Origin of the sequence: Syntrophomonas sp. UBA1041 (genome assembly GCF_002316705.1) — a bacterium.
GTDB lineage: Bacteria > Bacillota > Syntrophomonadia > Syntrophomonadales > Syntrophomonadaceae > DTU019.
In genome coordinates this window covers 34,716-48,481 of sequence record NZ_DCEA01000083.1, presented here as the reverse complement: position 1 = coordinate 48,481, position 13,766 = coordinate 34,716, and the positions used below count along the sequence as shown (strand labels likewise).

The following is a 13,766-nucleotide window of genomic DNA, read 5'->3' as shown; positions in this document are numbered from 1 at the left end:
TTTTCTTTACTGTCCCTGATACCCTGGTTGGTATTTATTACACTGCTCATGTTCAATTTTAAAAAATACGCCGCCTATAACTGGGACGCAGAATAGGAAACATTATTGGCACTGATCGTTTAATGAGAGTAATTATGAGAAAACGATATATCGTGACAATTATTGTTGTTCCGGCCTTGGCGCCGGTTCTATCACTACCAAGATTTTGCGGTCCTGCTGACAAATCTGCTACAATAAGGTCGTGTCTCCTCAATTCTCCCATGAAAGGAACAACCTGCCGATGTATGTGATTTATGGCCATTGCGAATTGTTTCTTCCTTATGCCGCTAATCTGAAAGATAAGCGCATGGTGATCCGCAGCATCCTGGACCGCCTGAAGAAGCGCATAAATATTTCAGCATTGGAAATTAAATATCAGGATTTATGGCAGCGTTCCATGCTCGGTTTTGCAGCCGTCGCAGCATCTCAAACCGATCTTAATCTCATTCGTGAAGCCGTGCGCTCCACCCTCGACCTACACCTCTCTGAAGCCGAAATCATCGGGCTCAATTTCGATATCATTCCCATCATTTCCGATTAAATCCATACTCTTCCATTATTTACCTCGATAAATGGGCAGGATTCTCCTAAATTTTGTAGAATTTTGTCACAACTTACTTTTTTGTAAAAAGAAATTTATCGAGGAAAGGAATGAGTAATTTTGAAAAAAGTAAGCGCACTGTTAAAACGTTGTTGCATTATGACTCTAATTACAGTACTAGCATTCTCTGGCTTAGCTGTAGCAGCGCCGGTAGCACAAGCAGATACCGTCAAAACTGTCACCATCGCCTCTGGCACTATATATGCTACTCCTATGTACATCCGCGACAGCGGAAAACCCGGTCCGGTAGTAATGATCGTGGGCGGTGTTCATGGCAATGAACCCGCCGGTTATACTGCAGCAGCCAAGGTTAAGAACTGGGACATCAAAAAAGGTAAACTGATAGTGCTGCCCCAGGCTAACAAAAAGGCGGTAGCCCGGCATACCCGTACTTACAACGGCGACTTAAACCGCGATTTCCCTCAGGGCAAAACCCAATCCGCTGATACTGCCCTGGCTAGATCGATCTGGTCGGCTGTAAAGAAGTATGATGTTGACTGGCTGATGGACATGCATGAAGGCTACGGCTATACTAAACTCACCAAATCAGTAGGCCAAAGCCTGATATATTACCCCAACAGCACCACCAAGACCATGGCCAGTGCGATCGTTAAGAACCTCAACGGAAATATCAGCACTTCTTATAAAAAATTCAGCCTGTTCAGGTATCCGGTAAAAGGGAGTCTGGCCAGGGCGGCCGGGCAGTACCTGGGGGTACATGCATTTATTTTCGAAACCTGCGATAACCCCTCCTTGAGCACACGCGTGAATTACCAGCTAAAAGCCGCTAATACGATGCTGTCACGCCTGAATATGCGGTAACATCTCGAAGCTGGTCAAAGCCCGGCGAATATGTTGCGGTCTAATAACCCTGGCAAAGTCAGGGTTATTGATCTGTATATCTCTATGCAGCGGACGATACCTGTTCAGGTCTGGCGAAAAAGAGATATTGCTGTGTGTGCTGCGGGGATTGTAAAACGTACGCGGATTGCGGGCCGCTAGCGGCGTATTCGTACTGGATTGCCTCCCGCGCGGCCTGTTCCCGGTTTGGCTTAAATCCGAGTCATTGTTCGCATGACCTGAATCGTTCCTCTCACCATAGGTCTCAGCGATGGAGGCTGCCAAGTCGTCTGCTGCGATAAACTGTTCTTCTTTTTTTTTTGGAGCTGTTATTTTCCAGGTCCTGCGCAGGTCTTTTTTCTCGTCCCAGGAGACGCGATTTTCAATCATCCAGGGAATAATCGATATGTCCGCGGCATATTGTGAGGCCAGGTCCAGGGCCTCAATATCCGCCCAAATTTTAGAGAATAAAGCGCGAAAGTACTCTTGATCGCCTTTATAAAAGGCCTGCTGCGCTTCCGCATTATTGAGGTAATTGCCCTGTAGTTGAGCATATCGGCTCACTACTATTTTCGCCAGACATAGTACCGCTGTGGCAATTTCTTTGCTGACCAGCCAGCTCCCCGGGGTACGGTATTCAAATCCCCCGTGGCTTTTGGTGCGATATTCGCTGAGCCGCCCGTAGCGTCTGCGGCGTTTTACCGCAGTAGTCTGGTCTTCTATAAGAAATACCGAGATGCCCAGGTAGTTGTCCAAGGCACGAAGCAACCCGGCGTTGAGAGTTATATTGCTGAAATGGATATGACCTCCGATTGAATAGCCTGGAAACGGCTGACTGCCTGCCACCCATTTGACATTTGGGTAAGGTGCCAGCCGGTTGGCATTGCGCAGAGCGTCCCTTATATTAACGATTAAATGCTGGGGATCACGGTCTGGCCGGGGGCGAATCTCCGCAATCGGCCTCTGCTGCCGATTGGGCAGGCGTATGGCGTCACAGCCGACCATGCCGTCTTTGGGAAAAAACTCCGAAGCCGCCACCATTTTGCCGCTTCTGCTGTTTACCATCATGAATTCAGGGTCAGCCCCCAACTTGACCTCGCGCTCATCCTGAGAGATTATTTTCTCCAGTTTTTTGGCCAGTCGTTCAACGTCTTTAACGCGCAATTGCGGGGACAGATCAAATCCGGCGATCTTCCATTTTCTTTTACCAGTTAAGACGACTTCTACCATCAACATATCCAAACCCAGCAGGATTGAAGCCCGGCGTGCCAATTGAGCCACCTTCATGCTTTCATTTTCTTTGATATACTTTACCTTGGCCGCTTTACCCAGGGTTTCAACACGAATAGAGAGAATCGCCAGATCGCAGACCAGGATTTGATAAGTGCGGTTGATGCTGTCTTCTTCGCTGTTCAGGCATTGGATCTTGTTGGCCTGAAGAACGGCAAACGCCTTTTCTTTATCCATGGCTAGCGTCATTGCCTGAGGAGGGTTCAGCATCCTGATCCGTTTAGAGCCGTTTACGATTGTGATATCGAAGTATTCCAGCCCCAAAAATGTAGTTTCGGCAGCGGTGATATCGACTTCTGGCTGATTCAGGTGTTCCATAAGTTGTTTTGCGGTTTCATTGGCAGCATACATGAATTGGATATTCATAAGCTAGACCTTTCTGTTAGTTTCATTCTCTGTTCTGCAGCCATGTGGATACAATAATCAGTCAATAGCTGCAGGTGATGGCGGCGAATATCCGGCTCGTTGAAATGGGATGGCTTAGAATTCACCTCCAATATCCATAATTTCCCATCGGGGTCAATGGCGATGTCCATGGATACAATGGCTAGATTTAATCCCAAGCGCTCTTCCAGTAGTACGGGAACGTTGCTGCAAATGTAGTCGAGTTGGTCCTTAATCCCAGCCCTGACGGCAGGGTTGGGAAAAACATGACGGATAACCGTGTTGTAAGCTTCGGCCCGGCCGCCATTGGGGATATGAGTTACAAATTGGCCTCTGCTTGCCACTCTTATTGCTGCTCCAGTCGTAACCCATGAACTGGCGGCATCTTTTTGAAACTGAATGCGGATGTCGAATATTCTTCCTTTGTATCTGCATAGTTCCACTACGCGCTGCAGCAAAGAGTTGTCGTTTACACGCATTTTATCCTTAATAGCAGTGTATAGTTCATCAATTGAATTGTACTTATGCCATTGGGTTGGGCCGCTTGATTTAGCCAGGTAATAGCGGTTGGATTGGGCCTTAATCTTAATGATGCCTTTCCCCAGCGACCCATGACTCGGCTTAATTAGAACCTGGCCATAATTGTTGAGCATTACCTCCAGGTTTCCGTGATTGAATGACATGGTGAGCGGAAACAGGCTGGATGTAACCGGCACACCGCTAGCCGCCTGGTATACTTCCCATTTGTTTAAAAAGCGGCTATTAAACATAAATATGTCGGGGTCTGCTTCAAACTGATTCAACAAAGCAATGATCGCCGGGCTTTTTTCCAGACTGCGCTTGCGAATGCGATTGTAGACGATATCAGGGCGAGGAAACAGGCCTTGCATCCATTCGTTATTCAGATTAGTGGTTACTCCTTCTATCAGGCCTTTTCGTTTGTCAACCCCGGATGCCCCGAACATATAGATGAATACCCCTCGCCTGCGGGCGAATCTGATCATTTCTTTATTTATCCTCGTCTCGGAACGTCCCGGATAGCCCCCGGGCCTTATCGCACTGCTGAGAATCCCTACCACAGGCCCTAAATAGAGAGAATGTTCGTCAGAATGGTAAATATTATATGACCAGGCCGGCATTTTCAAACGCACCGCTATTTTCCTGGAAAGCGCAGCCAAGTCTGCTTTGCCCCGTAGTATCGTGCGCTGATACCTGACCGGGCAGGACTGGCTGCCAGCGTATGCTGATACTTCCTGAATTGCTCTGTCATTTTGGGATCTGGCTACTTCTAATTCAGCAATAATATGTTTTTGCATCCTTTTGCCCCTTGTTTGTTTTATAATCCATCATATGAGTAATGCAAATATACCGTGCTTGTTGTGTTAACAAGATGCTAAAAATAAAAATACCGGCACGTAATATGCCGGTACCACAGTGTCGATTAAGTATCTTTTTGATGAATAGCGGTTGTTTTAGGATAGTCCCTAAGTCAATCTGACGAGGCTCACTTATACGTTGAAACGAAAATGGATGATGTCGCCGTCAGCCACCACATACTCCTTGCCTTCCAGCCTGAACAGGCCCTTTTCTTTAACCGCAGCCATAGTTCCCATCTCATAAAGATGTTGAAATGCCACCACTTCGGCGCGAATAAAGCCGCGTTCAATATCAGAATGGATCTTGCCCGCAGCCTTGCGCGCCGGGCTGCCTGCAGTGACGGTCCAGGCCTTGACTTCATCTTCCCCTACGGTAAAAAACGATAAAAGATCAAGGCTTTGATATACAGTCCTTGCCACCCTGACCATGCCGGATTCCTGTAAACCCAGCTCTTGCATAAATTCCTGACGCTCATCTCCATCAAGCTCGGCAATATCCCTCTCGATGCTGGCGGAGACCTCGACATAGGGGAGCTGATGGCTTTCCAGATAAGCCCTCACCTTATCCTGACCGGGATAAGTGCCTTCAGCCAGATGATCTTCCCCGATATTAAGACAGACCAGCATGGGCTTGGTGGTTAAAAACTGATATGACAACAACAAGTCGTTTTCCTCCTGATCCAGTTCCACCGTGGATAAAGCCTGTTCATTCTCGAGAGCTTGCTGGAGCTTATGCAGCAGGGCCAGCTCTTTCTCCTGGCCTTTTTTCTTCTTGCTCTCTTCGATGCGTTTAATCCTGCGTTCCACCAAACCCAGGTCGGCCAGGAGCAGTTCATAATGAATGTTTTCTATGTCTCTTACCGGGTTAATCCCATCGCCTTGATAAGGGACATTGGAATCAGTAAAAACCCGCACCACATGCAGCAATGCGTCGGCTTTTCGCACCGAGTCCAAAAACATCGTAGCAGCCTTTTCGCTGCCCGGACTCAGCCCGGGTATATCCACCATTTCCAATTGCGCATAGGTGGTCTTTTTAGGTTTATACAGAGCAGACAGCCAGTCGACCCGGTGGTCCGGAACACGCGCCATGGCGGTGTTAGTTTTGCCGACCCCCTGGGTTTTGACCTTGCTTTCCGTCATCAATTCAAAAATGGTGGTTTTGCCTGCCAGCGGCAGTCCGATTATTCCGAGTTGCATTAGATCGTTCCCTTCTTAGACAATGATGAATTTCCACAGCTATTGAGATGTAATAACTATTTAGTTAGCTTTGGTTCAGACTGTATTTAGTATCCGTCTTACACTTACAAGGCGGTACAGGATTATTCTATATAGCCTATGGCCTGCGGAGTAATGCTCAAACACTCCGGCCCGTCTTCGGTCATGACATAGGTGCTCTCCGTACCGATAGCCCCTTCCTCAAATACGAATTTGGGTTCCAGGGCAAAAACCATGCCCGGAACTATGGGGTTCTTCAGCCCGGGGGCGAATACCGGCATCTCATCGGTCTCCAAACCCACCCCATGACCCACAAAGCGCGCCCGGTCCTCCCTGTAGCCCAGGAAATGCTCCTTATAGCCCAGTTCTTCAGCAATTTTCACCGCCAGCAGATAGGGTTCTTCCGCCGCAGTGCCGGGTTTTAAAATACTCAGCATCTGTTCATTGATCATCATGGCTTCCTTAAAGGCTTGCTCCATCTTAGGGGGCAGCTGCCCTATGCAGAAAACCCGGGTTTGATCGCCGCAATAACCGTTGGCGACCCCTACATAATCAACAAACACGACTTCGTTGCGCTTTATAATTTTATTGCCCGCGCCCTGTGGCCAGGCAGGGGTGAGTCCGCAGCCGCTAACTGAACCGTCCATACCGCTGGCCATGGCGCCGGAACTGCCCACGCAGACATTACCCAGGTAGTAATCCTGGTTGAAAGCCCGCATCTTAGCATTTCCTGCCAGACCCGCCCGCCGCATAGCCGCTTCGAGGTAGCTGGCCAGTTCGACTTCCCGCATCCCTTCCCTGAGCACTCTCGGTATCTCAGCAAAACCCGCGTCCAGAATACGCATGGCGGCCCGCACCTGTTCTATTTCAAACGGCGACTTTATCATGCGGATCTTCCTGAGCAGCGGGCTTACATCAAGGAAGGCGGTATTGGGGAAAGCGCGTTGATATGTAGTCAGGTTGTTCACCGGCAGGACGTCAAATTCCAATCCGATTCTGCCCATAGAACCGTATCCAAAGGACTGCAGTATACCGGGCATATCCTTTACGCTCTTCATGGGGACCACGTTTTTCAGCGGGGATTCTTCCTGGCCCCGGCGCAGGCTCTTGCGGATCATCAAGACTGGTTCGCCCTGCGCCGGTACAAAAAGCTGGGCGTTTTGCACCGTTCCGGCCAGGTAGAACATGTCACTGTTCAAGACGATGACCGCTCCGTCCAATTCTTTGCCCGCCAATTCTTGCTGGAACTTTTGAATTCTTGATTCAATCTCTTCTCTAGGCGTTAACAACATTACTTACTCCTCCCTCCTAATCGTAACAACCATTTGGTTTACATAATATTTATTATGTTCTCTATCAGCTACTCGCCCGCATCAAACCGGCTTGAAAGCAAAGCAGGGAGCGATACGCCCGCAGACTACGGTCAGACCACTCCCCGTATTTTCGAGAGCCTCGTCATTTCAAGGTTATTTCACCGAAAGATACTATAAAAAAGATTCCGTTGACCATGATTCCCAGGGCCAGAATGGCATACCCGCCGCCGGGTGAAAACTGGTATAAGCGGGCGGCGTTGCTGGTATTGAAAAAGAACAGCCCGATGGCCAATACCAGCAGTAAAATCACCAATTTGGGCGCTCCGGAACCCGGGAAAAAGACCAGGAGGTAAATGCCATAGGCCAACAGCATCCACACGTTGATGCTTTTTAAAAGCCTGAAAGTATAGTCGTCTTTTTCCGACTGCCCTTTTAATTCCTCGGGTATTTCATCCATGTCTATAACTTCGATTTCTTTTCCGGCATGTTGGGCGATATATTGCAGCATCTCTTCGTACATCTCGGCAGGCGGAGTAATCCCAAAAAACCCTACATTGCTTTTGATGTAAATAAAGCCTTCATCAGGATAGGTGGCATACAAGCGAATGGGGCCCAGGCCTTTGGCTATATATATCCCCACCTGATAACCGGGCCAATCCGCTCCTATTATGGAGCACAGGTTGCACTTCCCCACCACTTTTATCACGTGAGTAATCTCTTTCCAGGGCACGACTTTGGTATATGCTCCCCATTGCAGGCTTAAACCCTTCTCCCCTACCCTGTAAGAGAGATTAAAGGCCCCCACTGCCAAAAAGGCAAAAATCGCCATAAATAGGTAGGTAGGCGCTAACAGCATTATCTTTAACACCCGGTCTTCCGGATCCAGCGAATATTCGATCCCCCACAAGGCAAGCGCAAATGCTGCGACTACTACGAAGACTGTGAGCCAGACTCCTTTACCCGGTTTTGCGCGATATTCCATTTACTCCGTCTCCTTCCAACGCCAATCATACTATATATGGTTACTTATACTCATAAAACCCCCGGCCGCTTTTTTTGCCCAGGTGACCGGCCCTGATCATGGTGGTAAACAACGGGTGAGGGCGATATTTATTGTCTTTAAATTCTTCGCAATGCAGCAACATGGCGTTATAGAGGTTGTCCAGACCGATTACATCAGCTAAGGCCAGCGGTCCAAGTGGAATTCCCAGGCCCGCACAAGCTGTCTGGTCAATATCCTCCCGGGAGGCCAGGTTGTCACCGTAAATGTGAATGGCCTCGTTGATCAAGGATAAAACCATGCGGTTATATAGATAGCCGGGGCTTTCTCTCTTTAGCACCACACTGGTTTTGCCGATGCGGGAGCAGAACTCCCGAGTCGTGGCAATGGTTTCATCTGCTGTTTCCAGGCCCTTTACCAGTTCGACCAGGGGCCGGGTCGGCACCGGGTAAAAGAAATGCATCCCCAGTACTTTGTCAGCTCGATGGGTAGAAGCCGCTATCTCGGTTATGGAAAGGGTGGAGGTATTGGAAGCCAGGATGGTATGCGCAGGGCAAATGCTGTCCATTTGCGTGAAAATCTGCTTCTTGACTGCCATGTTTTCAACTACCGCCTCAATAACCAGATCAGTCTGGCCGGAATGTTCCAAATCAGTGGCGCCTTCAATACGAGCCAAGATCTGTTCCATTTCTTCCTGATTGATTTGGGCGCTATCAACCCGGGCCTGTAAATGCCTTTCGATAGCATTGATCCCATCATCCACCAGCTTTTTCTGGAGGTCGCGCAGGATCACATGATACCCCCCTGCAGCTGCGACCTGGGCAATACCCACCCCCATAATGCCTGCTCCGAGTACGGTTATCGTCTTCACTGCATATTACCCCTTCCGGTTACGTTGCATCGCCAAAGCTGACCCCAATGCCCCGGGCTGCTGAAACCAGATCTCCATTGGGATTAACTTTGCGGATCTCTTTGATGGCATCGGCCAGTGGAACTGATTTTATCTCAGTACCTTGCAGGCTTACCATGGAGCCATATTCACCGTGTATAAAGGATTCTACCGCTGCCACCCCATAGCGGGTTCCCAGGATGCGGTCGAAAGGAATCGGCGAGCCGCCTCTTTGCAGATGGCCCAGAACGGTTACCCGTATTTCCACATTACGCAGTACCTTTCCCAGATCTTCAGCTACCTTGTCACCAATTCCGCCTAAACGAATGGGGTCATGACTGGTAGGAACGTAGTTTTGCACCACCATTTCTCCCCCCACAGGGTAAGCTCCTTCGGCTACCACGATAATGCTGAATTTCTTGCCCTGGCGATACCGCTCCGCTATTTTCTTAAGAATCGCATCTATCGAAAACGGGATCTCGGGAATGAGAATGACGTCGGCACTGCCGGAAATACCAGCATGCAAGGCTATCCAACCGCTGTACCGGCCCATTACTTCCAGAATCATCACCCGGTGATGTGACTCGGCAGTGGTATGTAGCCGGTCCAGGGCCTCCGAAGCTGTATTTACCGCAGTATTGAATCCGAAGGTAACGTCGGTTGCAGAAAGATCATTATCAATGGTTTTAGGGACTCCCACCACGGGGATCCCTTTTGCATAGAACTGGCTGGCGATATTCAGAGTCCCGTCCCCGCCGATTACAATCAAGCCGTCCAGGCCGAGGTTCTGAAGATTGCCAATGGCCCGGTCTGATTCATCGGTTTGATGATGTCCCTCCTGGGTGACAGTAATAAACGAAAACGGGTTATCACGGTTGCTGGTTCCCAGAATAGTGCCGCCGGTATGACTGATACCGGAGACCCGGCGAAGGTCCAGAGACATATAATTATTTTCCACCAGGCCGCGAAAGCCATCCATAAAGCCGACTACTTCTATTCCGTATTTAATGGTGGCTGATTTGGTTATAGCCCGAATTACCGCATTCAATCCGGGACAATCCCCTCCCCCGGTAAGTATGCCGATATGCCTTACCTTAGACATTCAAATACTCTCCTCCTTCAATCGCAGAACCAGGCTCAGGCCATAATAGCCAGTAGGTCAGAGCGGCTCTGTCCTTTCTTTATTCTTTGCTGTTATAGATTTTCCCTGTTGTGATTATGGTTTTTCTGTCAAAACAAGAGATACCTGCATAGCAGCCCGATTGCGGATTATATTTAGTGTAATGGTATCCCCCACTTTGTGCTTTTTTAATATTTCCTGAAGTTCATCATAAGTGTTTACCGGGGTTTGATCAATCTGGATGATGACATCATACTGAGTCAAACCCGCTTTGGCGGCCGGTGATCCGCTTTCAACCCCGGCTACAACTATCCCTTTGGCCTCTATCCCCAGAGATTTGGCGATGTCTTCAGTGACCGACTGCAGATAGATGCCTATATAGGGCCTTATTACCTTGCCTTGCTCAATAAGGTCATTTAAGACCTCGCGGACGGTGTTGATGGAGATGGCGAAGCCAATGCCTTGAGCCTGGGCATTAACCGCGGTATTAATGCCGACCACCTGCCCGTTAAGGTTTAACAACGGTCCCCCGCTGTTGCCCGGATTAATGGCGGCATCGGTCTGAATAAGATTTTTATAAACCCGGTCCTCAATCTGCATGGGACGGCCTTTGGCGCTGACCAACCCCGCTGTAACGGTATGATCCAGTCCATAAGGATTGCCGATAGCCACTACCCAGTCGCCTACTCTGATACTGTCCGAGTCGCCCAATTCCAGCCAGGAAAATTTCTGATTAGCGGATATCTTTAAGACCGCCAGGTCCAATTCATAATCTTGTCCCACCACTGTCGCTGAATATTTCTCCCCATTGGCAAGATTTACGCTTATGGTTTCGGCCTTATCTATGACATGCTGGTTGGTTACAACATAGCCGTTTTCATTAATAATAACCCCGGTGCCAATAGCTGTCTGAACACTTTGTTGCGGGGAAATGCGGTCTCCAAAAAAGTCGCGGAAAAACGGATCCATAAACGGATTGCCATTGCTTACCTTTGCGCTGGTTTCAACATTAACCACTGCCGGGCTGACTTTGTCCACCATGTCAGCAATGCCGGTAGGGCCAATCAATACCGCTCCCCCTCCGAGGGGGCTGGACTGTGGTAATTGCAACTGATTCTGGGTATTCTGCTGGTCAGCGTCTTTGCCCTTGATACTGTCGGCCAGAAAGAAGCTGCCAAATCCTACGGCGGCAACGATAAGTAAAATAACGATAAACTGAACTGTACGGTTTTGGTTCATCTTTTCCACCTTTCTCTTTTATGTTACCTGCCATCCTTATTATACTAAATATTTGACTTGTCCTGAATAACTTGCTGCAAGGACACAAAATATCGGGATGCAAGGAAGGTGACGGTTGGGGACGGTCCTTTTTGTCACCTGAGTGACAAAAAGGACCGTCCCCAACCGTCACCAAAAGAACCGCCCCGTGTCAACCCCGTCCCCTTCTTCCCATTAGGGCTATTTAGCCAGTACCTCTATTTCTTAGGGAAGCCGGCCAGGTAGAAGCCGAATTCCAGCGGGCGGCGAAAAGTAGCTACTATCGGGTCCGGTTTTGAAAAACTCTCCGTGGTTTTGCGGGGTTTGGAATTTACTTCAATTAAGTAGGGTATCCCGTTTCGGCCCATGCCGATATCCAGACCCATTTCCCCGTACACTCCTTCACACTGGCTTTCCAGCGTCGTTGCCACCGCTTTGCATAATTCCTTGACAGTGATATGCTTTTTCTTGCGCGTGTCCCGGCGGAATAGATGACGCATAATCCTGCTATATTTTTCATAAGTTCCCCCGCTGCTGAGGTTGGCGATATTGCTTCCGCGGGGCGCAAGCCTGGCAAATTTTTTGCCTATCTGCCATTCCCCCGACCCATTCTTCTGATAGATAATGCGGATGTCAAATGTGGATCCGCGATATTTAGCCAGGTCTAATCCTTGCTGAACCAGATAAGGTCTTCCCCTCCTGGCTGCAGCGGTGCGTTCCAATAGTTGATGAGCGCTCTTAACAGGGCCGCGCAAGCGCCTGTAAGGATGAATTATATAATTTATCTGCCCGTTTTGGTTTTTTCTTACATAAATAATGCCTTTTCCCAGGCTGCCATTGCAGGGTTTAAGGAAAAGCACTTTGTATTTTTCCAACATCGACTCTAATTCAGTAAGATTCAATAATCTGGTTTCGGGCAGGTATGGCATTAAATCCGGGTTTTCCGACAAAACTTGGTACACCTGCCATTTATTCAGAAAGGCAGGATTAAAGTATTTCAGATAAGGCAAGTCTAACAGTTTTTTTCTGGCTTCACTCGTTCCCGCCATGGATTCAAGCCTGCGACTGGGAATGCGGTCATAAACCACATCTGGCAGCGGATATGTTGAAGAGGCCCAGTGCCCTCTCTCGGATGGACTATGCCGGTAATTATATCCCTGCACCGTTTTTCTTTCCCAATTAATGCCTTTGGGAGTAAAAACATAAACCTGCCCGGGGAGCCTCTTCCCTAATTGGCTCAGGTAAATCAGTTCGGCCTGAATGCTTTTCGGATCGGGGTTTAAGCGGTTGGGCAGGCCGGTGGCCAGAATCCCTACCGTCGGTCCCAAATGAATCATTTGTTCTTCACTATCATAACGGAGGCGCAGTTTATGCCCTTTTTTAAGGTATAAAGCCTTGACCAGCTCCGGTGACAGCAAATAGCCGCTTTTCCCCGTTGTTGAAAAGACCATTTTGGCGGAGACCAACCGGCACCCTACCCTGACGGTAACCGTATCCATATGGGGTATCTGGTATCGGTTGCGCAAGTTGTGGCCAATTATGATCCGGCCGGTAATAATGTTCATATATCTGTCCTCTCTATCAAGCATATATTTACGTCGGCTGCCAGAATGCTATGAAACCGACGGGCTCCCTTCAAACCCGGCCATATAGCGGGCATACAGAAGTGGTTTTATGATGGTCATCATTCGCGTCCGATTTTGGCGCAATAAACTGAATACCTGCCGGCCCGGTTTTAGATTGGCCTCGATAAACCATATCTGGCCTTCGCGATCCACGCCTATATCCACACCCATTTCGCCGACCGGACCAATTGTTTTTTCGAGTGTTCGCGCCGCTTCCAGGGCAACATAGCGAATGGATTCCATAATTTCATTGGCCTTTTCTTCGCTGTGGAAACGGGAGCGCAGCACTTGGCTGACCTTAAGGGCATAGCCCCCTGAGCTGATATTGCTGGTTATGGCCCCGTTTCTGCCCACGCGGCAGGCCATACCGGTAATTGACGATTCACCGGTGTGATCCTTTTGAATCAAGACCCGGACATCCAGTATATTGCCACCGCTGCGGATCAAATTGATCTGCTTCTGCACTATATAGTGGCGGCGCCCCATGATACCGTGCAGCTTCCGTCTCAGGGCGGCCATAGAACTGGCGCTGCCGCGGAAAACCCCTTCACTGCGGCGGTACTGATAAATATAGCGCTTGGATCCGGGTCTTTTCACAACTTTAATAATATTGCGCCCCAGCGATCCGTTAACGGGCTTAATGTATACCCCATGATATTTGTTCATCATGGCGTCGACCTGTTTCAAACTGTTTATTAACTCGGTGTCGGGAATATGATTGACCAGTTCGGGATGCTCGCTAAGGATTTTATATGTTTGCCACTTGCCTATTAACGGGGGATTGGAAATTGCCACCCCATGAGATTGCAAGCCCCGG

Annotated in this window: 12 protein-coding genes; 2 read left to right on the top strand and 10 right to left on the bottom strand. The window is 48.9% G+C overall.

The annotated features are described in order from the left end of the window. Window positions 1-241 precede the first annotated feature (241 nt). Complete coding sequence (locus B2633_RS12480; protein ID WP_483171017.1) at window positions 242-580, top strand: DUF503 domain-containing protein; 339 nt, start codon at window positions 242-244, stop codon at window positions 578-580. Window positions 581-700: 120 nt separating this feature from the next. After that, window positions 701-1,462: a M99 family carboxypeptidase catalytic domain-containing protein gene (locus B2633_RS12475; RefSeq protein WP_483171016.1), complete on the top strand. Its 762-nt coding sequence runs from the start codon at window positions 701-703 to the stop codon at window positions 1,460-1,462. Here the strand turns inward: B2633_RS12475 and B2633_RS12470 are convergent. From B2633_RS12470 to B2633_RS12425, 10 genes are all read right to left on the bottom strand, one after another. Next, complete coding sequence (locus B2633_RS12470) at window positions 1,442-3,088, bottom strand: putative amidoligase domain-containing protein (RefSeq protein WP_483171015.1); 1,647 nt, start codon at window positions 3,086-3,088, stop codon at window positions 1,442-1,444. The genes B2633_RS12475 and B2633_RS12470 overlap by 21 nt on opposite strands. Window positions 3,089-3,132: 44 nt before the next feature. Then, window positions 3,133-4,470 (bottom strand): YheC/YheD family endospore coat-associated protein, encoded by a 1,338-nt coding sequence (locus B2633_RS12465; RefSeq protein WP_483171014.1) that lies wholly within the window; start codon window positions 4,468-4,470, stop codon window positions 3,133-3,135. Between the two features lie 192 nt (window positions 4,471-4,662). Continuing rightward, window positions 4,663-5,727 carry a redox-regulated ATPase YchF gene (ychF, locus tag B2633_RS12460; RefSeq protein ID WP_483171012.1) on the bottom strand — a complete coding sequence of 355 codons (1,065 nt, stop codon included), beginning with the start codon at window positions 5,725-5,727 and terminating at the stop codon, window positions 4,663-4,665. Window positions 5,728-5,849: 122 nt separating this feature from the next. Next, entirely contained in the window at window positions 5,850-7,037 is a 1,188-nt protein-coding gene (locus tag B2633_RS12455) for a M24 family metallopeptidase (RefSeq protein ID WP_483171011.1), read from the bottom strand. A 163-nt stretch (window positions 7,038-7,200) separates the two neighbouring features. After that, a complete protein-coding gene (locus B2633_RS12450; protein ID WP_483171010.1) occupies window positions 7,201-8,040 on the bottom strand; it encodes a PH domain-containing protein in 840 nt (279 codons plus the stop codon). 40 nt (window positions 8,041-8,080) lie between these two features. Then, a complete protein-coding gene (locus B2633_RS12445; RefSeq protein ID WP_483171009.1) occupies window positions 8,081-8,929 on the bottom strand; it encodes a 3-hydroxyacyl-CoA dehydrogenase family protein in 849 nt (282 codons plus the stop codon). Window positions 8,930-8,948: 19 nt separating this feature from the next. Beyond that, entirely contained in the window at window positions 8,949-10,049 is a 1,101-nt protein-coding gene (locus B2633_RS12440; protein WP_481039131.1) for a 6-phosphofructokinase, read from the bottom strand. 114 nt (window positions 10,050-10,163) lie between these two features. Continuing rightward, window positions 10,164-11,306, bottom strand: coding sequence for a S1C family serine protease (locus B2633_RS12435; protein ID WP_483171007.1), 1,143 nt, complete (start codon window positions 11,304-11,306; stop codon window positions 10,164-10,166). 236 nt (window positions 11,307-11,542) lie between these two features. Beyond that, entirely contained in the window at window positions 11,543-12,889 is a 1,347-nt protein-coding gene (locus tag B2633_RS12430; RefSeq protein WP_483171006.1) for a YheC/YheD family endospore coat-associated protein, read from the bottom strand. Between the two features lie 48 nt (window positions 12,890-12,937). Beyond that, the coding region (locus B2633_RS12425) for a YheC/YheD family endospore coat-associated protein (RefSeq protein WP_483171005.1) at window positions 12,938-13,766 on the bottom strand (829 nt) is incomplete at its 5' end.

What these genes read in the sequence shown, in the direction of transcription:
- B2633_RS12470 (WP_483171015.1), bottom strand. Translation starts at nt 3,088, where the DNA reads ATGGAACACCTGAATCAGCCAGAAGTCGATATCACCGCTGCCGAAACT.
- B2633_RS12465 (WP_483171014.1), bottom strand. Translation starts at nt 4,470, where the DNA reads ATGCAAAAACATATTATTGCTGAATTAGAAGTAGCCAGATCCCAAAAT.
- ychF (WP_483171012.1), bottom strand. Translation starts at nt 5,727, where the DNA reads ATGCAACTCGGAATAATCGGACTGCCGCTGGCAGGCAAAACCACCATT.
- B2633_RS12455 (WP_483171011.1), bottom strand. Translation starts at nt 7,037, where the DNA reads ATGTTGTTAACGCCTAGAGAAGAGATTGAATCAAGAATTCAAAAGTTC.
- B2633_RS12450 (WP_483171010.1), bottom strand. Translation starts at nt 8,040, where the DNA reads ATGGAATATCGCGCAAAACCGGGTAAAGGAGTCTGGCTCACAGTCTTC.
- B2633_RS12440 (WP_481039131.1), bottom strand. Translation starts at nt 10,049, where the DNA reads ATGTCTAAGGTAAGGCATATCGGCATACTTACCGGGGGAGGGGATTGT.
- B2633_RS12435 (WP_483171007.1), bottom strand. Translation starts at nt 11,306, where the DNA reads ATGAACCAAAACCGTACAGTTCAGTTTATCGTTATTTTACTTATCGTT.
- B2633_RS12430 (WP_483171006.1), bottom strand. Translation starts at nt 12,889, where the DNA reads ATGAACATTATTACCGGCCGGATCATAATTGGCCACAACTTGCGCAAC.